11 protein-coding genes are annotated in these 20524 nt (G+C 68.0%); 4 read left to right on the top strand and 7 right to left on the bottom strand.

From position 1 onward, the window contains the following. Positions 1 to 4: 4 nt before the first annotated feature. Positions 5 to 1426 carry a glucoamylase family protein gene (locus ACGVWT_RS03815; protein WP_315461620.1) on the bottom strand — a complete coding sequence of 474 codons (1422 nt, stop codon included), beginning with the start codon at positions 1424 to 1426 and terminating at the stop codon, positions 5 to 7. After that, positions 1423 to 2424 carry a LacI family DNA-binding transcriptional regulator gene (locus tag ACGVWT_RS03810; protein WP_315461621.1) on the bottom strand — a complete coding sequence of 334 codons (1002 nt, stop codon included), beginning with the start codon at positions 2422 to 2424 and terminating at the stop codon, positions 1423 to 1425. Before ACGVWT_RS03810 ends, ACGVWT_RS03815 begins: the two co-directional genes overlap by 4 nt. A gap of 180 nt (positions 2425 to 2604) precedes the next feature. Between ACGVWT_RS03810 and ACGVWT_RS03805 the strand changes: the two genes are divergently transcribed. Next, positions 2605 to 4881: a glycoside hydrolase family 3 N-terminal domain-containing protein gene (locus ACGVWT_RS03805; RefSeq protein ID WP_315461622.1), complete on the top strand. Its 2277-nt coding sequence runs from the start codon at positions 2605 to 2607 to the stop codon at positions 4879 to 4881. Between the two features lie 23 nt (positions 4882 to 4904). Here the strand turns inward: ACGVWT_RS03805 and ACGVWT_RS03800 are convergent, their stop codons facing one another. Continuing rightward, positions 4905 to 6230, bottom strand: coding sequence for an MFS transporter (locus tag ACGVWT_RS03800; protein WP_315461623.1), 1326 nt, complete (start codon positions 6228 to 6230; stop codon positions 4905 to 4907). A gap of 42 nt (positions 6231 to 6272) precedes the next feature. After that, entirely contained in the window at positions 6273 to 7265 is a 993-nt protein-coding gene (locus ACGVWT_RS03795) for an alpha/beta hydrolase (protein WP_315461624.1), read from the bottom strand. A 141-nt stretch (positions 7266 to 7406) separates the two neighbouring features. Here ACGVWT_RS03795 and ACGVWT_RS03790 point away from each other — a divergent pair, with 141 nt between their 5' ends. Beyond that, positions 7407 to 9776: a hypothetical protein gene (locus ACGVWT_RS03790; protein WP_315461625.1), complete on the top strand. Its 2370-nt coding sequence runs from the start codon at positions 7407 to 7409 to the stop codon at positions 9774 to 9776. A 98-nt stretch (positions 9777 to 9874) separates the two neighbouring features. On the opposite strand, the gene ACGVWT_RS03785 is transcribed toward ACGVWT_RS03790, so the two are convergent. Continuing rightward, the gene (locus tag ACGVWT_RS03785) at positions 9875 to 10987 is read right to left on the bottom strand and encodes a GDSL-type esterase/lipase family protein (RefSeq protein ID WP_315461626.1); all 1113 of its coding nucleotides are present in this window, start codon (positions 10985 to 10987) and stop codon (positions 9875 to 9877) included. Positions 10988 to 11185: 198 nt separating this feature from the next. Between ACGVWT_RS03785 and ACGVWT_RS03780 the strand changes: the two genes are divergently transcribed. Next, entirely contained in the window at positions 11186 to 13681 is a 2496-nt protein-coding gene (locus ACGVWT_RS03780; protein ID WP_315461627.1) for a TonB-dependent receptor domain-containing protein, read from the top strand. A 66-nt stretch (positions 13682 to 13747) separates the two neighbouring features. Here the strand turns inward: ACGVWT_RS03780 and ACGVWT_RS03775 are convergent, their stop codons facing one another. Next, the gene (locus ACGVWT_RS03775; RefSeq protein ID WP_315461628.1) at positions 13748 to 14941 is read right to left on the bottom strand and encodes an MFS transporter; all 1194 of its coding nucleotides are present in this window, start codon (positions 14939 to 14941) and stop codon (positions 13748 to 13750) included. A gap of 55 nt (positions 14942 to 14996) precedes the next feature. Next, positions 14997 to 17279, bottom strand: a complete 2283-nt coding sequence (locus ACGVWT_RS03770) for a glycoside hydrolase family 3 protein (protein WP_315461663.1) — start codon at positions 17277 to 17279, stop codon at positions 14997 to 14999. 201 nt (positions 17280 to 17480) lie between these two features. Here ACGVWT_RS03770 and ACGVWT_RS03765 point away from each other — a divergent pair, with 201 nt between their 5' ends. Next, the gene (locus ACGVWT_RS03765; RefSeq protein WP_315461629.1) at positions 17481 to 20507 is read left to right on the top strand and encodes a TonB-dependent receptor; all 3027 of its coding nucleotides are present in this window, start codon (positions 17481 to 17483) and stop codon (positions 20505 to 20507) included. Positions 20508 to 20524: the final 17 nt, after the last annotated feature.

The raw sequence follows: 20524 nt of genomic DNA, 5'->3' as shown, positions 1-20524 counted from the left end.
AAGCTCACCCCAACCATCCCCCGGTGAACCCCGCCCGCTGCAGGCCGCGGCGGATCGCGGGCGAGCGGCGCATCACGCGCCACACGCCCTCGTCGCGTGTGTTGGCGATGGCGCCGGCGATCGCACCTTGGTCGATGCCCAGATAATCGCGCGCCACCCAGCCGCTCTTCGGGTCGACCGACCCCGTCTCCAGCTTCACGTCGGTATAGCGGAACGAGGGGTTGAAGCTGTCGAGGAAGCCGTATTTCCCGTACAGCTTCGGCCAGCGCTTCATCGCATTGGCGGCGGGCACGCCGATTTCGGGCGCGAAGGCGAGGCTGCCGAGCGCCGCGGTCGGCGCAATCGTGCCGTCGTCGCGCTCGTCGGGCTGGCCGAGCGGGCCTCGGGCGGCATAGCCGAAGAACTCCGCGGTCCGCCCCTTGAACGGCAATTGGAAATTGCCGGGGCCGTCGCAGGCGGTCAGGCCCCAGATGTCGCGCGAATAGCCGTCCCAGCGCATCGGATTGGCGATGCAATAGGCCCGGTTGGCGTAGGTCGCGCGGCGGCTGTTTTCGAAATAGTCCAGGCCCGCGGCCCGCATCGTCGCGTCACGGATGCCGCGAAAATCGATCCACATCTGGCTGTACTGATGGCCGAACAGCGGCGCGAAGGCGAGGTGCCGCGTGTCCCCCTGCCCGCGCCAGAAGGCGGGATAGGTCTGGGCCCAGGCGTCCCACGCCCCATCCGCGAGCGACCTGCCGCGGCTGCCGAGGCCGACGACATAGACCATCATCCCCTCGTTATACCCATCCCACGCGCGTTCGATGAAACCCTTGCCGGGATGCCAGCCCATCGACACGGTACCGCGCGCATTGGTGAACCACGGCCAGTCGGCCCGATCGGTGATCGTTTCGGACAGCCGGCGGATCTCGGCCTCCACCGGGTCGGCCTGATCGTACCAGGCACCGGCGAACAGGATGCCGAGGAACAGCAACGTAGTGTCGACGCTGGACAGCTCGGTGTCGCGATAGCGCTGCCCGGTTTCCATATCGAGGAAGTGGTAGAAGAAGCCCTTGTTCCCGGTCATGCCGGTCGGCGCATCCCCTTGCGGCGCGGTCACGAAGAAGCGCAGCGTGGTCAGCGTCAGGTCGCGCGCCTCCTTACGCGTGATCCAGCCGCGCTCCACCCCGATCGGATAGGCGGTCAGCGCAAAGCCGACCGCGGCGATGCTTGCGAAGGACGGCGTCGGCCAGCGGTCGGGCACCAGCCCGTTCTTGCGATTGGCCAGGTCCCAGAAATAGCGGAAGGTGCGCTGTTCGAGGTCGCCGAACCAAGCGGGCAGCGGGATTGCGGCAGGGGCGGCCAGCGCGTGGCGGGGCAGCACACTCGCGGCGGCGGCAAGCGGCGCATGGCGCAGCAGCGCACGGCGATCGAGAGACAGGGTCATGACGTTAGGGCTTCCGTGGTGGTGCGGATGACGAGATCGGTGGCGACGACCTGCGTGTCGGGGGTCAGCGTGCCGCCCTCCAGCGCGTCGATCAGCCGGGCGACGGCCCGCGCGCCCATTTCGGCGAGCGGCACGCGCATGGTGGTGAGGCCGAGATACCGCGCCAGCGGAATGTCGTCGAAGCCGGTGACCGCGACATCGCCCGGCACAGACAGGCCCTGTTCGCGCAGCGCCGCGAGCACGCCCAGCGCCATCATGTCGTTGGCCGCGACGATGCCATCGAACGCAACGCCCCGCGCGCGCAGCATCGCGACCGCCGCAGCGCCCGAATCCTCGCGAAAGTCGCCTTCGATCACCACCGGTTCGATGTCGGGCGCGTGGCGCGCCATCGCGGTGAGGAACCCCTCGCAGCGTTCGCGCGCGTCGATATTTCCCGCGGGGCCGCCGACATGAACCAGCCGCCGCCGCCCGGTCGCGGCGAGGTGCGCGACCATCGTGGCGATCCCTTCGGCATTGGCGATGCGGAAGCCGGCGCGCCCTGCCCCATCGAGCGAATTGACCAGCACTGCCGGCACACCACCGGGCAGTGCCTCGCGTAGCCCCTCCGCATCCAGCTGCGGCGCCATGACGATCAGCCCGTCGACGCGCCCGCGCATCGACCGCATCGCCTGCGCGGCCAGTTCGGCATCGGCGTGCATGTTCGACAGCAGCAGGTGATAGCCGCGTGCACCGACCTCGCGATCCATGCCGCGCACGATTTCGGAAAAGAACTCGCCGTGCAGATCGGGCAGCACCACGCCGATCGCATGGCTGCGCGCCAGCGACAGGCTGCGCGCGCCAGCGTGCGGCACATAGCCCAGCGCCTTTGCCGCCGCGAGCACGCGGGCGCGCGTATCGGGATGGACGCTACTATGGCCATTCAGTGCACGTGAGACAGAAGCGACCGATACTTCAGCGACTTGCGCGACGTCGCGGATCGTGGCCGATGCCGACTTCAACCCTTGTCCTCCCCCTGTCGCCCGCTGGCCGCGAACGATCATCCGTGCGTGAACCGACACGTCTTGTACCGCACGCCCGGCCTGTGTAACCGGTTACAGGCAACGGTCAACGCGAAAAGCCGGAAGCATCCGTGCAAGCGCGGACGCTGGACGATAGCAGATCAGGGGAGAGGCTGGAACATGACGGATCACACCATTTCGCGCCGCGCGGCGCTGCTCGGCGCGGGCGCGGTCGCTGCATGGGCGACCAGCCCGGCGCGTGCGCTGTTGGCGCAGGCGGACGGCGTCGCGCTGCCGCCGCGGGTCGAGGCGATCCTTGCCGCGATGACACTGGAGGAAAAGGCGGGTCAGTTGCAGCTCAACGCCGCGGCGTGGAGCGGTGGCGTCGCCACCGGCCTCAACCCGCCGTCGAACGGGCCCAGCTTCGACGGCCAGGTTGCCGACGCGGTCGCGGGCAAGCTGACCGGCGTGTTCAACGGCAATGGCGCGGAAATGGCGCGGCGCATGCAGGCCGCGGTGATGCGCGATTCGCGCCTCAAGGTTCCGCTGATCTTCGCCGCCGACGTCATCCACGGCCACCGCACCATCTTCCCCGTGCCCGTCGCCGAGGCGGCGAGCTTCGACCCCGACCTCGCGATGCGCACCGCGCGCATGGCGGCGTTCGAGGCGGCGGCGGCCGGGATCGACTGGACCTTCTTCCCGATGGTCGACATCGCGCGCGACCAGCGCTGGGGCCGCACGATGGAGGGCGCGGGCGAAGACGTGCTGCTCGGCAATCTGTTCGCCGCCGCGCGCGTGAAGGGCTTCCAGGGCAAGAGCCTCGATGCGAACGATGCCGTCATGGCCTGCGTCAAGCATTTCGCCGCTTATGGTGCAGCGGAAAGCGGACTCGACTATAATATCGTCGACCTGTCCGAGCGGACGCTGCGCGAAGTCTATTTGCCGCCGTACAAGGCCGGCTTCGATGCCGGCGCGATGAGCGGCATGGCCTCGTTCAACGAGATCGACGGCATCCCCTCGACCGGCAACCCCTGGCTGATGAAACAGGTGCTGCGCGACGAGTGGAAGTTCCCCGGCATCATCGTGTCCGACTACACCGGCGACGAAGAGATGATCGCCGCGGGCTTCGCCAAGGACGGCAAGGACGCTGCGCGCATCGCCTTCCTGGCGGGCGTCGATATGAGCATGCAGTCGAACTATTACGCACAATTCCTCCCCAGTCTGGTGCGTGAAGGCGCGGTGCCGCAAGAGGTGCTCGACCGCTCGGTACGGCGCGTGCTGGCGGTGAAGCAGAGGCTCGGCCTGTTTGACGATCCCTTCCGCCGTATCGACCGCAAGCGCGAGGTGGCCCGGTCGCGGACCAAGGCAGCGATCGCCTTGTCGCGCGAGGCGGCGCAGAAATCGATGGTACTGTTGAAGAACGATGGCGACCTGCTGCCGCTCGACACGGGCCGCAAAATCGCGCTGATCGGCCCCTTCGCCAGTGGTCCGCACGACCTCAACGGGCCGTGGGTCGTCTATGGCGACAACAAGCAGGCGATCGACCTTGCCACCGGACTGCGCAATGCAGGTGCTGCCAACGTCACGGTCACGCAAGGCTCGAACGTCGAGGAACCGCTCGCCGGTGGCATCGACGCGGCGGTCGCGGCGGCGCAGGCGGCGGATGTGATCGTGCTCGCGATCGGCGAGAGCGAGAATATGTCGGGCGAGGCGCAGTCGCGCACCTCGATCACCGTGCCCGCGCCCCAGATGGCGCTGGCCGAAGCGGTAGCAAAGACCGGCAAGCCGATCGTCGTGCTGCTGAAGAACGGCCGCGGTTTGGCGCTGGAAGGCGCAGTGAAGGACGCCCCCGCGATCCTCGTCACCTGGTTCCTTGGCTCGGAAACCGGCAATGCCATCGCCGACGTGCTGTTCGGCAAGGTCGGGCCGTCGGGCCGCCTGCCGCTGAGCTTCCCGTACGAAAGCGGGCAGGAGCCCTATTATTACGCGCACAAGGCGACCGGTCGCCCCGCGCCCGCCGGCCCGCGCCAGCCATATAAGGCGCAGTGGCGCACCGCGCCGAACGCTGCGCTCTACCCGTTCGGCCACGGCCTGACCTATGGCGCGGTCAGCTACGATGCGCTCACCGTGCCCACATCGCTGGCGTGGGACGGCAAGATCACCGTCTCCGCCACGGTGACCAACACCGGCAAGCGCGCGTGCGAGGAACTGGTGCAGCTCTACATCCACGACCGCGTCGCCAGCATCACCCGGCCGGTGCGCGAGATGAAGGCGTTCCGCAAGGTTGCGCTGAAGCCCGGCCAGAGCGAGACGGTGACGTTCACGCTGACCCGTGCGCAGCTGGAATTCCTGGGCAAGGATCTGCGCCCGACCGTGGAGCCGGGCACGTTCGACGTGTGGCTTGCGCCATCCGCTCAGGCCGATGGCGTACACGGGACGTTCGATCTGGTGCGCTAAGCCCGTCTATCCGCCCCCGGCGATTACCGTCGGGGGCGGATCGGGTTGAACGCCATCACCAGCGCGGACAGTGCGAAGCAGCCCAACGGGATCAGCGCGATCGTCGTCCGCATCGTCGCCAGCACCTCGGGCGTCTGCGCGACATTGGCGACATAGCCCGCCTGCCCGAACGCCTGGCCGATCACCACCGTTGCTAGGCCGATCGCAACCCGCTGCAACAGCGCAGCGAGGCCGAACAACGTGCCCTCGACCCGCACGCCGGTCGTGCGCTGGCCATGGTCGACCGCATCGGGCAGCATCGCCCAAAAGGCGAAGTGCAGGCCGACGGTCGCCGCCTGCATCGCGATCAGGAATAGCTGCGCCGCGCCCGCTCGGGTGACATCGGCCAGCGCGAAGACGATCAGGCCGACGGCACACAGGCCGACCGCGACGAACCACAGCCGCCGCACGCCGATGCCGCGCGCCACCGCCATCCACGCCGGCACCGCCACCGCGCTCACCGCCATCATTGACGCCAGCGCCAGCTGCCCCGCGCCCTCGTCGCCGACCGCATATTTGAAATAATAAAGCACCGATTTGTTGAGCACGGTGGTCGCGACGATCATCGCCATCATCGCCCCCGCCAGCGTCACGAACGCCCGGTTGCGCACCGCCAGCAGCAGCGAAGTGCCGATCGAGGGCACCGGCCCTACCGGCCCGTCCTGCGCCGCGATAGCATCGCGGAACGTCCAGCCGACACTGACCAGCACGAGGCTGGCGATCCCGGCGAACAGCCAGGCCGCGCCCAGGAAGGCGCGCGGCCCCTCCCCCACCTGCATCAGCGCACCGCCCAGCGGCACCGTGCCGATCGCCACGACCACCGCGGCAAGCGTGCCCGCCAGCATGCGCAAACCCGCGACGAACGAGCGGTCGCGATCGTCCCCGCTCACCCGCGCCGACATGGCGAGATAGGGGATGTTGACGCAGGCATAAGCGGTCCGGAACAGCAGATGGCCGACGACGACGAACACCGTCGCCGCCACGCCCGTCACCGGCGGCGGCGCATAGGCGGCGACGAAGGCGAGCCCCAGCGGCACCGCACCCCCGACCAGCGCCAGGCGATAGCGGCCGGGCGCGGCATGCCGATCGACCAGCGCGCCGACCGCGAAGCTGACGATCCCGTCCCACACCGATGCGGCGAAATAGATCGCCGCCGCCGTCTCCACCCCGATGCCGAGCGCGTCGGTGTAATAGAACAGCAGGTAGAGCATGGCGCTCTGCCAATAGAGGTTGAAGGCGAAGTCGCCGGCCGCAAAGCCCGCAAGGCGCCATCGGCCGACGCGGCCCGGCTCACGCTGATCCTGCTCCATCCCCGCCCCATCGACCGCGCGCGCGGCGATGTCGAGAGGGCGTTACCCCAGCGTCCGGTCGAGCCAGCGCGCGAACAGCTGCGGCCACAGGCCGGCGGGCGCATTGTCGGGGCCGATGCCATAGCCGTGGCCGCCCTCTTCGAAGAAGTGCGCCTCCGCCTTCACCTTTGCGGCCTTCAGCGCGGTGAGGAACAGCTCGCTATTCTGCCAGGGCACCGCGCCGTCATCCATCGAATGGGCGAGGAAGGTCGGCGGGGTCGTCGCGGTGACATGCTGCGCGGGCGAACGCCGCGCCACCAGCGCCGCATCCGGGTTCGGCCCCAGCAGCAGCTGCGCGGACAGCGGATGGGTGAGCGGCGGCGCGGCGGCGATCACCGGATAGAGCAGCCCACCGGCATCCGGTCGCGCGCTGCCCCGATCCGCGGCGTCGCGTGGGGCATAGACGCGCTCGTCATACCCCGTCAGCAGCGAGGCGGCGAGGTGCCCGCCCGCCGAAAAGCCCAGCACCCCAACCTTGGCGGGATCGACGTCGTAGCGCGCCGCCCGCGCCCGGATCAGCCGCATCGCGCGCTGGGCATCCTGCAACGGCACGTCGGCGCGCGGCGTCCAGCCTTCGCCGGGCAGGCGATAGGTCAGCACGAACACGGTATAGCCCAACCTGGCGAACACGTTCGCCACGCCGACCCCCTCGTTGCGGATCGACACGAAACTGTAGGCGCCGCCCGGAATGACCAGCAGCGCCCGGCCGTTCGCCTTGGCAGGCTGGAAGACGTGCAGGTCGGGCATCGTCACGCCGGTGACGAAGGTGGGGCCGCGCCGCTCCAGATCCTTACGCGCCACGAACGGACCGCCCGGCGGGGCGCCATCCCACAAGGGAATCCGCTCCGCCGCTTCCCAGGCCGGCGGCAGTTCGCCGCCGCCGGCCGGCGTGTGCAACGGCTCGCGCGCCGCGGATGCCGCGCCAGCCACCATCGCAGCCGCACCTGCGCCCAGCAGCATCGCGCGCCGATCGATCCGTCCTGTGGCGTCGTCCATGCGGCCCCTCCCTCGTCACTCTGGTCCGGACGGATGCCATAGCGGAGTCCCGGTGCATAGGCCGTCGCTGCCCGGGCCAAGGCGCCGGAATGCGACCAGTGGCGATTGCCTTGGTGCGCCGCGGGATTAAGAGGCGAGGCCGTGACCGCTACCGCCCTCGCTCGCCGGACCCGCGTCCTGTTCGCCGCTTGTGCGCTCGCCGTGATGGGTGTCGGCAACGCGGGGGCGCAATCGACGGGGTTCGATCTGGCAGGCCCCTCGCTGACGGTCAGCGTCACGCACGGCGGCGCTACGCTTCCCCTGTCACAAGTGCCCAATCTGGCGGTGGGCGACCGCATTCGCGTGGCGGTCGATCTGCCGCGGGCACAGGGTGCGCGCTATCGGCTCGTGCTCGCCTTCCTGCGTGGCGCGACCAATCCGCCGCCCAAGGACTGGCTGTTCGATGCCGAACCGTGGAAGGCGAAGAAGGCGACGATCGACGCGACCGTCCCCGTGGGTGCGGAGCAGGCGATCGTGTTGCTTGTCCCCGATACCGGCGGCGCATTGGATGCCGTGTCGTCGGCGATCCGCGGACGACCCGGTGCGTTCGTGCGCGCGACGCAGGAGTTGAATCAGGCGATGCTCGACCGGGCGCGGCTGGAGACCTTCGTCGCCAACGTCACCCATCGCGATCCGGCGGAGCTGGCCGACGTTTCGCCGCAACTCGCGCGCAGCCTTGCGGTGAAGCTCGATACCGACTGCCTGCTGCGCCAGCCCGACGCGCGCGCCGCCTGCCTGACTCAATCGAGCAACGCCGCCGTGCTCGCCGACGCGCAGACCAGCTCGATCGCGCAGACCCTGGCCGGTACGCCTGCCGACATCGCCTTGCAGCTCAGTTCGACTCCCCAGGCGGGCTATGGCTATTACAGCCCCTATATCGGCGTGATCCGCGACGTCGTGCGGCTGTTCGGCGCGTTCCAGTCGGCGCAGCTCCAGTTCATTCCAGCGCTCGGCGTACAGCACGACACGAGTACCGCGCTGCTGCTCAACACCGTGCCCTCGTTCCGCAAGCCGCAATCGGTGCTGGTCGCTGCGCTGCCCGGCGTTGCCGCACCGATCCTGCCGCCGCTGTCGGCGCGGGTGGATGGCGCGCTGTGCGCCAGCCGGCCCGGATTGCTGCTGCCGGTCGCGGGGGCGCCCCTGGTGTTCGCGACCCGCTATGCCCGCGACCTGACGCTGCGCGTCAAGGGCGCGGACGGACAGACGCGCGAGGTGCCGCTGACGATCGATCCAGTCGGCGGCGGCTTCGTCCTCGGCAAGACCGACGGTGCCTTCGGGCCCAGCGCGGACGCGACGGTCCACGGCCTGTGGGGCTTTCAGCCGTTCGAGGGGCCGACGTTCCGACTGGTGGCGACCGCGGGTCGCACGTGGCGGGTGGCCGACGACGCCACGCTGATCGTCGGGCGCGAGACCCCGCTACGGCTGGTCGGCGGCGCGGCGCCCTGTGTTACCCGCGTCGTGCTGGAACAGGCGGACGGTGCCGCCCGCCCGGTCGCCTGGACGGCAGCGGATGCGGACAGCCTGTCGCTGAAGGTGCCGCTGGCCGATGCGACGCCGGGCCCTGTGACGCTGGCGCTGTACGGCTATGGATCGGACCAGCCGCAACGACTGGCTTTGCGGACCTTCGCCGAATCGAGCCGGATCGCCGGGTTCGACCTGCACGCCGGCGACCGGCAGGGTGTACTGACCGGCACGCGGCTGGATCAGGTCGCCAGCCTCGACATGGCGGGCGTGCTGTTTCGGCCGGGGACGCTCGAACGCTCCGGCACGGGCGACCGGCTGCCGATGGTGACGGACATGGCCGATGTCGGCGCCTTCCAGCCGAAACAGGCTCGCGAGGCGAAGGTGACGCTGCGCGACGGCCGCCAGATCGCGCTGAAGGTGACGATCGGCGCGCCACGCCCACAGGCGACGCTGGTCGCGAAATCCGTGGAACGGGTCGGCCCCGCCCCCGCCTTGCCGATCGCGCTGACGGGGGACGACGTGGTGCCGCAGGATGCTCGGCTGACCTTCTCTCTGCGGGTCGGGGGCGACGTGCGCCTCTCTCCCGGCGATGCGGTGGAGGTAACGGCAAGCGAGGCCTCGCGATCGGTGACGCTGCCGCTCCAGCTCCAGGATGCAGAGGTGGGGATCGCCTCGCTCGTCCCCACCACCGCGCTCGGCGCATCGGCGCATGGGGCGCTGCGCTTCCGGCTGGTGCAGAGCGGCGTCGCGGGTCCGTGGCAGCCGCTGGCGACGCTGGTGCGCCTGCCGACGCTGACCGCCTGGCACTGCCCTAAGAGCGGATCATGCACGCTCACCGGCGACGCGCTGTTCCTGATCCGAAGCATCGCCAGCGGCGGACAGAGCGTGCCAGTGCCGGACGGATTTACCGGCGCCTCGATCGCCGTGCCGGCCCCGGCGGATGGGACGCTGAGGCTGACGTTGCGCGACACGCCGCAGCCGGTGGTGACGGTGCGGCTGACGCCGTAACCGTACGGGACGATGCCACACGCGGGACATCCGGCGTGCTATCACCGGAAGATCCCAGTCTTCGCTGGGATGACCGCCGATGTGTCCCCGGTTACCCCCTAACGCCAGCCGGTCATGTTGGCGGCGATCGCCGCGCCGATCCGATCGGCGATGATGCGCTGATCGGCGAGCGAGGGGTGTGCGTTGCACCCCCCGAAGGCGAGGCCCGTCACCGGCACGAAGACGATGCGCCGGTCCCCCGCCGCGCGCATCGCGGCGACCACCTTGCCTTCCTCAGCCGCGATCTCGCCATCGGCGAGGTCGGTCGCCCACAGGACAATCAGCGCATCCGGATCGCGCGCCCGCAGCGTCCGCAGGAAGCGCAGATACGTCGCCTCGTAATCGGCGTGCAGCGCCGCGCGAGTCGCCCAACGCTCACCGGCATGCAGCGGCGTGCTGAAATCGTTGGTGCCGAGCGCCGCGACGATCACCTGCGGGTGCCACTCCGGCTCCGAAGCCTGCACGGCGCGATCGAACAGGACGTACGGATAGGCCTCGGGCAGTTTCGGCGCCGCGAAGCCATTATAGTTGCGCACGACGCCGCGGCCGGAGATCGCGTTGACCTGATAGTCCGCCCCATAACGCCGGGCCAGCATCGCACCGAAGCCGCGGGACGTATCGGTCGTCGCCCACACCTCAGCCTCCGAGCAGGTGCGTGTGGGCGATGTGACGCCATAACCGACGGTGTGCGAATCGCCGACGAACTCGATCTGCCGCGCACGGCGGGGCAGTGGCGCGGCCACGGTGCCGGGCTCCGCGTAGAAAGGGCCGAGGCCGGTCGGCGCCGCCTGGCTTTCGGACGCGACCTCGACCCGTACGACATGACGCGCGTCCGACAGCCCGCCGATCCGGTAAAGCCCCGGCGCGGGCTTGACGAGCGTGTCCACCGCCCGCCCGTCGACGAGGACATGGAGCGCCACGTCCCCGGCGCCGACCCGGAACAGCACGCCGCCGCCGCGCACCGCCGTTTCCACATAGCCGCCCGGCCACTGGCGGACGATTCCCTCCCCATCCCGCGCCGCGCGACCATGGACCGCCATCGGCAGCGCGGTGAGGCGCGGCGGCGTGGTCGACACGCGTGTGACGCGTTGCGCCAGGCCCGCGGCGGGTGCAGCCGCGATCAAGACCACGCCGGCCAGCCATCCCGTCATCGCCCGTCGCATCGCCGTCATCCTCTCTTCCGTGTGGACCCGTCATGGCAGAGCAAGCCCGGCAACGCCAAGGGCGCCTGCGTTGCGATATCGTGTCGCCCATCGGCCACACGTCCGTCGCAATCGCAATCGATTGAAAATGAGCATTGCAATCGATTGCTGCAATGCTATCTCTTTCCTCGCAGACTTCGAAAGAGAGTCGGTGTCAGGGAGGATCGCATGAAGGCTCGCCATTATCTGTTGACCACTGCCGCGCTGCTGATCGCCGGCACCGCCCACGCGCAGGTCGCACCCGCGCCCGTCGATACGGCAGCGAACGATGCCGCGCAGGCCGATGCCGCGCCGGCGCCCGATCAGGGTCAGGACATCGTCGTCACCGGCGTCGCCCAGGGTCGCAACCGTCTCGACACGTCGATCTCGGTCAGCTCGCTCGACGCCGATCTCACCTCGAAGATCCCGCCGCGCAACACCGCCGAAATCCTGCGCAACCTGCCCGGCGTTCGCGTCGAGGCATCGGGTGGCGAAGGCAATGCCAACATCTCGGTCCGCGGCCTGCCCGTCGCGTCCGGTGGTTCGAAGTTCCTGCAATTGCAGGAAGACGGCCTGCCGGTGCTGGAATTCGGCGACATCATCTTCGGCAATGCCGACATCTTCATCCGCAACGATTTGTCGCTCGCCCGCATCGAATCGGTCCGCGGTGGCTCGGCCTCGACCTTCGCCAGCAACTCGCCGGGCGGCATCATCAACTTCATCTCGAAGACGGGCGAGAAGGACGGCGGCTCGTTCCAGCTGTCGAGCGGCCTCGACTATCGCGAATATCGCGCCGACTTCGCTTATGGCGGCCATATCGACGCCAATACGCGCTATGAAATGAGCGGCTTCTACCGGATCGGCGACGGCCCGCGCCATGTCGGCTATGACGCGATGCGCGGCGGTCAGATCAAGGCGAACATCACCCGCGAATTCGACGGCGGCTATATCCGCCTGTACGGCAAGTATCTCGACGATCGCAGCATCGCCTTCCTTCCCAACCCGGTGCGGGTGACGGGCAGCAACGGCGACCCCAATTACCAGAACGTCCCCGGCTTCTCGATCAACGAGGATACGCTGCACAGCCGCTACATCCAGTCGGTGCTGACGCTGGACGGCAACAACAACCCCGTCCGCCGGCAGATCGGCGACGGCATGCATCCGGACGTGAAGTCCGTCGGGTTCGAAGGGCAGTTCCGCATCGCCGACGGCTGGAACATCACCGAACGCTTCCGCTATTCGGCGATTTCGGGCGATTTCGTCTCGCCCTTCCCCGCGTCGGTGGGTGACGCGCAGACGACCGCCAACAGCTTCGCCGGTGCCAATGCGCAGCTCTTCTACGCCAGCGGGCCGCTCGCCGGGCAGCGGATCACCAATCCGTCGGCGCTCGGCGGCAACGGCCTGCTCGCCAGCGTCGTGCTGTTCGACGTGAAGCTCAACAGCCTCGACAACATCACCAACGACCTGCGCATCAACGGCAAGGTCGATCTGGGCGGCGGTGCGCTGTCGATCGCGGCCGGTATGTATAATTCGCGTCAGGACGTGAAGACCGACTGGCTGTGGACGTCCTTCTTCCAGACGGTACAGGGCGATGGACGATCCGTGCTGGTCGATATCCGCAACGCGGCCGGCGTGTCGCAGACGGCAGGCGGCACGCTCTATTCGGCGTCCTTCTTCGGCAATTGCTGCCGCCGCAGCTATGACGTGCGCTACACCACCAACGCGCCGTTCGCACAGCTGGGCTTCGAGGTCGGGCGGCTCAACGTCGACGCCAGCGTCCGCTATGACTTCGGCTCGGCGAAGGGCGGCATCCGCGGCGACCTGCCGGGCGCAGTCACGACACGTGCGCAGGACATGGACGGCAACGGCGTGATCTCACCCGCCGAACAAACGGTGGCGTTCCTGCCCGCCAATCGCGCGCCGGTGAACTACGACTACAACTATCTGTCCTATTCGGCGGGCGCCAACTATCGCCTCAGCGATACGCTCGCGGTCTTCGCCCGCTACAGCCGCGGCGGCCGGGTCAACGCCGATCGCCTGCTGTTCGGCCCGCTGGTCAACACCACCACCGGCGCGCTGGTGAACGGTGCCAAGCCGTACGACTTCGTCAAGCAGGCCGAAGGCGGCGTGAAGTTCACCTCCGGCCCGATCGGCCTGTATGCGACCGTGTTCAACGCGCGGACGCAGGAGACGAACTACCTGCTCTCGCAACAGCAGTTCACCAGCCGCGATTACGAAGCGACCGGCGTCGAACTGGAAGGCCGCTTCCGCCGCGGGCCGTTCTCGCTGACCGCCGCTGGCACCTACACCGACTCGAAGATCACGCGCGATGCGACCGACGCGACGCTGAACGGCAAGCGTCCGCAGCGGCAGGCATCCTTCGTCTATCAGGCGACGCCACAGGTGGATTTCGGCCGGATCAGCATCGGTGCCAACGTCATCGGCACGACGTCCAGCTACACGCAGCCGGTCAACCAGTTGAAGATGCCGGCCTATACGCAGGTCAACGGCTTCATCGTGATCCGCCCGGCGGACAATGTCAGCATCAACGTCAACGCCAACAATATCTTCAACGTGAAGGGCATCACCGAAGCGGAAGACGCCGCGATCCCGGCCAACGGCCTGGTCCGCGCGCGCTCGATCAACGGCCGTACGATCGGCGCCGCGATCCGCTTCGATTTCTGACGCGCGCGAAGGCGGCAGGCGGAGACCGGCATCCCCGTTTCCGCCTGTGCCGTCACGTCCGGCCCGCTATCGCTCCGTCCGGACGCACAGCATCGTCAGCCCACCGCCCACCGCCAGTACGGCCAGCGCCAGCATCACGCCGACGAAATCGTGCGGCGTCGCAAAGACCCAGGCGAGCGGCGGTCCCAGCAGAGAGGGCAAGGTATTGGCGAGGTTGAGCAGCCCGAGGTCGCGCCCGCGATGGCGTGGATTGGGCAGCAATTGCATCGCGACGCCCGCATTGAGCGCGACGAACACCGACGACCCCAGCGTATAGACGACGAATGCCGCCGCCCCGGCCGGCCATCCCCGCGCCAGCGCCATACCGGCGAGCCCCGCCGCCGCGATCAGCGCGGCTAGCAGGATCGCGGGCTTGCGCCGCCGCGTCAGGTCGGACAGCCGGCCCAGGATCAACGCCGCGGGCAACGGGACGATGAACGCGATCGTCAGCAGATGCCCGATCCGGGCGGGCAATCCCGCTCGCTCCGCCGCGGGGACGATGCTCTCGAAATAATAGAGCAGATAGGTCTGCGTCACGACCCCGGCGATCTGGACGAACAGGCGCGCCACGCCCGCGATGATCAGGTCGCGACGCGACGCGCGCACGTCGCTACGCGGATCGCGATCCGCCACCGCGGTGCGGGCGCGGGCCAGCAACAGCGGCGCGATACAGGCGGCAACCGCCGCCGGCAGGATCGCGAACCGTGCCGCCTCCGTCAGCATCGCCTGCCCGACCAGCACGGTCGAGACGATCGACGCGAGCGGTCCGCCCAATGCGAACAGGCCGCCCGCGACGCCTTTCTGCGCGTCCGGCACCTCTTCCGCCATGATCGCCATCATCGGCGCGAGCAGCGCATTAACCGCGACTTGAAACGCGACAAGCGCCGCGACCAGCGCGACCGGCGTCGCCGCGACGATCAGACCACCGTAGCTCGCCGCGGTCGCGGCCACGCCGCCCGCCATCCACGCCCGTCGCCCGCCGCCGCGCGCCACCGACCGATCGCTGAGCCAGCCGAACAGCACGTTCGATATGCTCGCGGCGATGGCACCGGCGAACACGGTCGCGGTGAAGACGCCGATCCGCGCCTCACCGCTCAGCCCCTCGACCTTGAGTGGCAACAGCAGCGTCAGCAGCGGCAGATAGGCGATGACGCCACCGGCATTGGCCAGCGCCACCGCCCCCAGGAAGCTGGGCGAGCGCAAGGGAAATCGGGACGCCATCGCCCTCCCCTGCGCTCCTTTGCGCCGCCCGGCAATCCACGTCAGCGACGGTGCCCTATGGCTTCATCGTCTGCGGCTCGAGCGTCGCGGTCGGCACCATCGTGCGATCCGCCGCATCCTGCGCCAGCGCGACCCGATAGCGGCCGCCTGCGATCCGCCAGCCGGGCAATCCGGTGTCGTAATCGGCGACGATGCGCGGTTCGGCGGTCAACGTCACGCGCCGCGTCTCGCCCGGCTTCAGGGCGAGACGCGTGAAGGCGCCCAGCCGCATCGGCGTCGCGCCATCGTCGCGTGCGACGTACATCTGCGGCACGTCCACGCCCTCGCGCCGTCCGACGTTGGTCACGGTGAACGTCACGCTCAGCGTCTTGCCGCCGGTCACCACCGGATTGCTATAGGCGAAGCGCGTGTAGGTGAGGCCATGGCCGAACGGGAACAGGGGTTTCAGCCCCTTCTTCTCGTACCAGCGATAGCCGACGTCGGCACCCTCGACATAATCGACCGGAAAGCTTTGCAGTTGATAGCTGGAGGCCGCCGCCGGGTTTGCCGCCGCCGCCGCCTGCAGGTCGGTCATCCGGTCGAGGCCCACCGGCCGCGGGCGCGGCGGCTGCGATGCGTCGGCCGGGAAGGTGATCGGCAGGCGCCCGGACGGCGCGACCTTGCCCGTCAGGATCGCGGCCAGCGCCTCGCCGCCACGCTGCCCCGGATACCAGGCCTGCACCACCGCGGGCACCTTGGCGATCCACGGCATCAGCACCGGGCCGCCCGTTTCCATCACCGCGATCGTCTTGGGCTGGGCATCCGCGATCGCGGCGATCAGCGCGTCCTGCTGGTTGGGCAAATGCAGGTCGGGCACGTCATCCGCCTCGGTCGTCCATTGCGTCGCGAAGACGATGGCGAGATCCGCCTTACGCGCGGCGTCCAGCGTCGCATTGAAATTGCGCCCGTCGACCCAATCGACCGTCACCCCCGGCAGCGCCTTGCGCAGGGCATTGAGCGGCGAGGAGGCGTGATAGGTGATCCGGGCGAACGACGCCGATCCGCCGGTCGACAGCGGGATCTCCACCGGCGCCCCGCCGACCGACCGCACCTGGCTGGACCCGCCGCCCGACAGCACGCCGACATCAGCGTTGCCGCCGATCACGACGATCCGCTTCGCCGTGCGCGCGATCGGAAGCAGATCGCCCTGGTTCTTCAACAGTACGATGCCTGCCTCGGCGGTACGCTGCGCAACCAGCGCATGGGCCGCATAATCGGGGGTCACGGTGCGTGCGGGCACCGCCTTCTCGAACGCCCCCGTCTCGATCAGGCCGGTCAGATAGCGCGCGACCATGTCGTCCAGCCGCGCCTCCGACACTGCCCCCTTCGCCACCGCCTCGGCTAGCGGCGCGCCGAAATAGATGGCCTTGTCGAGCTCCTGGCCCGATTCCTGGTCAAGCCCGGCATTGGCCGCCTTCACGGTCGAATGCACCGCGCCCCAGTCGCTCATCACCCAGCCGGGATAGCCCCAATCGCGCTTCAGCACGTCGGTCAGCAGATGCTTGTTCTCGCACGCCCAGTCGCCGTTGACCTTGTTGTAGGCGCACATGACCGATCCGGGACGTCCCTTCTCGATCGCGATCTGGAAGGCGAGCAGGTCGCTCATGCGCAGCGCCGCCTCGCCGATCCGCGCATCGACCACCATGCGCCCGGTTTCCTGCGCATTCAGCGCGAAATGCTTGATGGTCGAGACGATGTTGTTCGACTGGACGCCCGTGATATGCGCGCCGCCCAGCGTGCCCGCGAGCAGCGGGTCCTCACCCAGATATTCGAAGTTGCGGCCGTTCCACGGATCGCGCGTCAGGTTGACGCCGCCCGCCAGCAGAACGTTGAAGCGCTTGTCGCGCGCTTCCGACCCGATCATCGCGCCACCCGCCTGCGCGATCGCAGGGTCGAAGCTTGCCGCAGTGGCGAGACTGGAGGGCAGTGCGGTGGCGACATCGCCCTTGCGCTGCTCGACCTGATTGGCGACGCCGAGCGACGCGTCGCTTTCGCGCACCAGCGGCACGCCAAGGCGCGGGATGCCGTCGATATGCCCGGCGGAGGGAATGAGTTCGTTCGAGGTCTTGCCCGCTGCCATCGGCGGGAACAGGCCGTGGACCAGTGCGATCTTTTCGGCCTGCGTCATCCGCGCGACGATCCGGTCGGCGCGGGCACGGGCCGACGAGGGCCCGCCTGCTTCGCCGTTCGACGGGGTTTGCGCTCTCGCCGTACCCACCTGCGCCGTTTGCGCCTGTGCCTGTGCCTGTGCGGTCATCCCCGCTGCGACCAGCGCGATCGTCGCCAGCCCGCCGGCCATCCTTGCCTTCGTCACCGTCATCCTCCCGAACATCCGATTTTGGCCGCTTGTGTTGCATTTGTGCCAGCCTGTCCAGAGAACGTTCACAATCTCGGATCGCGACGTACAGACACGTCTTGACACACTTGGGCCTTTGCAAGAGTGAACGTTCCCAAGAAGCGCGGCGACAACCGCGCCCTTTTGCTATTGGGGAGGATTTCCATGCGCAGCGTCCATGCTCGCCTGCTTTCGCACTTCGCTATCGGCGTCTCGACCGCCGCCCTGATGCTGCCGGCTGCCGCCGCGGCGCAGGATGCCGCCGCCACCGTCGGCCAGACCGGCCCGGCGCAGACCGATCCGCAGCCGACCACGGCCGATGGCACTGCGGGCCAGGCGGACGGCGACATCGTCGTTACCGGCATCCGCGCCAGCCTGCGCGATTCGGTCAACATCAAGCGCAACGCCCAGGGCATCGTCGACGCGATCAGCGCGGAAGACATGGGCAAGTTCCCCGACACGAACCTCGCCGAATCGCTGCAGCGGATCACCGGCGTGTCGATCGACCGCTCGAACGGCGAAGGCCAGTTCGTCACCGTTCGCGGCTTCGGCGCCGACTATAACCTCGTCACGCTCAATGGCCGCCAGATGCCAACGTCGTTCATCGGCGATGGCAACAGCGCACCGGGTTCGCGCGCGTTCGACTTCGCGACGCTCGCGTCCGAAGGCGTGGCAGCGCTGGAGGTCTACAAGTCCGGTCGTGCCAGCATCCCGACCGGCGGCATCGGCGCGACGGTCAACGTCCGCACCCCCCGCCCGCTCGACAAGCCCGGCCTGCGCGGGTCGATCGCGGCGCGCGGCGTCGTCGACACCTCGCAGAACGGCCGCAAGGACATCACGCCCGAAATCTCGGGCATCATCTCCGACACGTTCGCCGACGACCGTATCGGCATCCTGATCAACGGCACCTACCAGCGCCGCAACTTCAGTTCGAACACCGCCAACATCGGCTGGCGCGACGGCTATCTGGGTAACGAGAACAACTGGGGGTCGCTGGCGATGCCAGGCGACCCGCGCTACGCCAACATCACCAACCGGCCCAAGGCTACCGACGTGTATCAGGTGCCGCAGAACGGCGGCTACGACGTCATCAATGGCCGGCGCGAGCGCATCAACGGCCAGGCGGTGCTGCAATTCCGCCCGACCGACGATCTGACCGCGACGATCGATTACACCTACGCGCGCAACACGATCGACATCCGCGACAATAGCGTCGGCATCTGGTACAACCACAACGACACGCTGAGTGCGTGGACCAACGGCCCGGTCGCCGGCCCGATCTTCTACACCGAGCGCTTCGGCGCGGGCGAAACCAAGGATCTCGCCTATTCGGCGTCGCAGACCTCGGTGCGCAACGAGAACAAGTCGCTCGGCGGCAACCTGACGTGGAATGCGCCGGGTGGCGTGACGATGACGCTCGATGCGCATCACTCGACCGCGGAATCGAAGCCGAACAGCCCGTACGGCAACAGCAACTCGGTCGGCACCGCCGTCTTCGGCGTCCAGAACCAGACGCTGAACTTCGATCACGAACTGCCCGTGATCTCGTACAACATGTATTCGGGCATCGATCCGCTGAATGCGGCCAATATCGTTCCCACCGGCAACGCCTTCCGCAATTCCTATTTCCGCGACGAGATCAACCAGGTCATGGTGCGCGGCCATTACGACCACGGCCACGGCTTCATGGACAGCCTGGACTGGGGTACGGAATATACCGACAACAAGGTACGCTCGGCCTATAGCGTGCTGCAGAACGACACCTGGGGCGGCACCGGCGGCGACAGCCCGGCGCAGCGCGCCGCGGCGGCGGCATTGCTGCCCGACAATCTGTTCAAACTGACCAGCATCCCCGACAAGTTCTCCGGGATCAGCGGCGCGAACGACCCGAATATCATCAAGTCGTTCTACAGCTTCGACCTGCCGAGCGTCGTCAAGCTGCTCGACCAGGCGTACAAGATCTGCGGTGGCAACGGCCAGTGCCTGATTCCGTACAACACCGATTCGCGCGTCCACGAAAAGACGATGTCGGCCTATGCGCAGTTCAACGGCAAGTTCGACCTGTTCTCGCGCACCGCGCACCTGATCGCCGGTCTGCGGTACGAGCATACCGACGTCTCTGCGTCCGCGCTCGTGCCCACGCCGGTCGGCGCGCGGCAGAATTCGCAGAACGAATTCAACGTGCTGTTCCAGGGCAGCGGCTTCACGACGTTCAAGGGCAATTACGAGAACTGGCTGCCTTCGGTCGACTTTGACTTCCAGCCGCTCGAGAACGTCAAGCTGCGTGCATCGTATAGCCATACGATCGCGCGTGCGGATTACGGCAGTCTGCAGGGCGGTCGCCGGATCGACCAGCTGTTCCGCGTCGGTGGCGGCACCGGTGCGGTCGGCAACCCCAACCTCGTGCCTTACAAGTCGAAGAACATCGATCTGTCGGCGGAATGGTATTACACCCGCGACAGCTACATCTCGGTCGGCTACTTCCACAAAGACGTGTCGAACTACATCAGCACGACCCAGGTCAACACGACGATCCCGGGCATCACCACGCCCTACAACGGCCCCCGTTATCAGGCGGCGGTCGCAGCTCTGACTGCGCGCGGCCAGGATCTGACCTTCGCCAACATCCGCGATTACATCGGCACCAACTATCCGGGCTCGGTGGTCAACGGCACGATCATCGCGCAGGCGAACGATCCGCTGGTGAATTTCATCGTCTCGACGCCGTTCAACAGCAGCCAGACCGCCGCGATCGATGGCTTCGAATTCGCGATCCAGCACAATTTCTGGAACACCGGCTTCGGCACGATCCTCAACTACACGATCGTCAACAGCAACCAGAAGTACGACAACACCAAACCCTCGAGCGTTGCGCAATTTGCGGTGCTGGGTCTGTCGGACAGCGCCAATGCCGTGCTGTTCTTCGACAAATACGGCATCAACGCGCGTGCCGCCTACAATTGGCGCAAGGGGTTCTTGGCCGCAGCGGGCACCAACCCGGTCTACGTCAACACCTATGGCCAGCTCGACGGCACGATCAGCTATGCGATCACGCCACGCGTCACGATCTTTGCCGAAGGGATCAACATCCTGGGCGAGAATCGCGGCGGCCACCTTCGCTCGGACCGCAACATCAATTTCGTGACCAAGCAGGATGCGCGCTACTCGGCGGGCGCCCGCTTCACCTTCTAAGTCCCCCACGGGCCTGC

The organism is Sphingomonas sp. S6 (assembly GCF_043498045.1).
Taxonomy (GTDB): Bacteria; Pseudomonadota; Alphaproteobacteria; order Sphingomonadales; family Sphingomonadaceae; genus Sphingomonas.
Note: the sequence above shows the minus strand (reverse complement) of the source record. Positions and strands in the feature narration are given on the sequence as shown.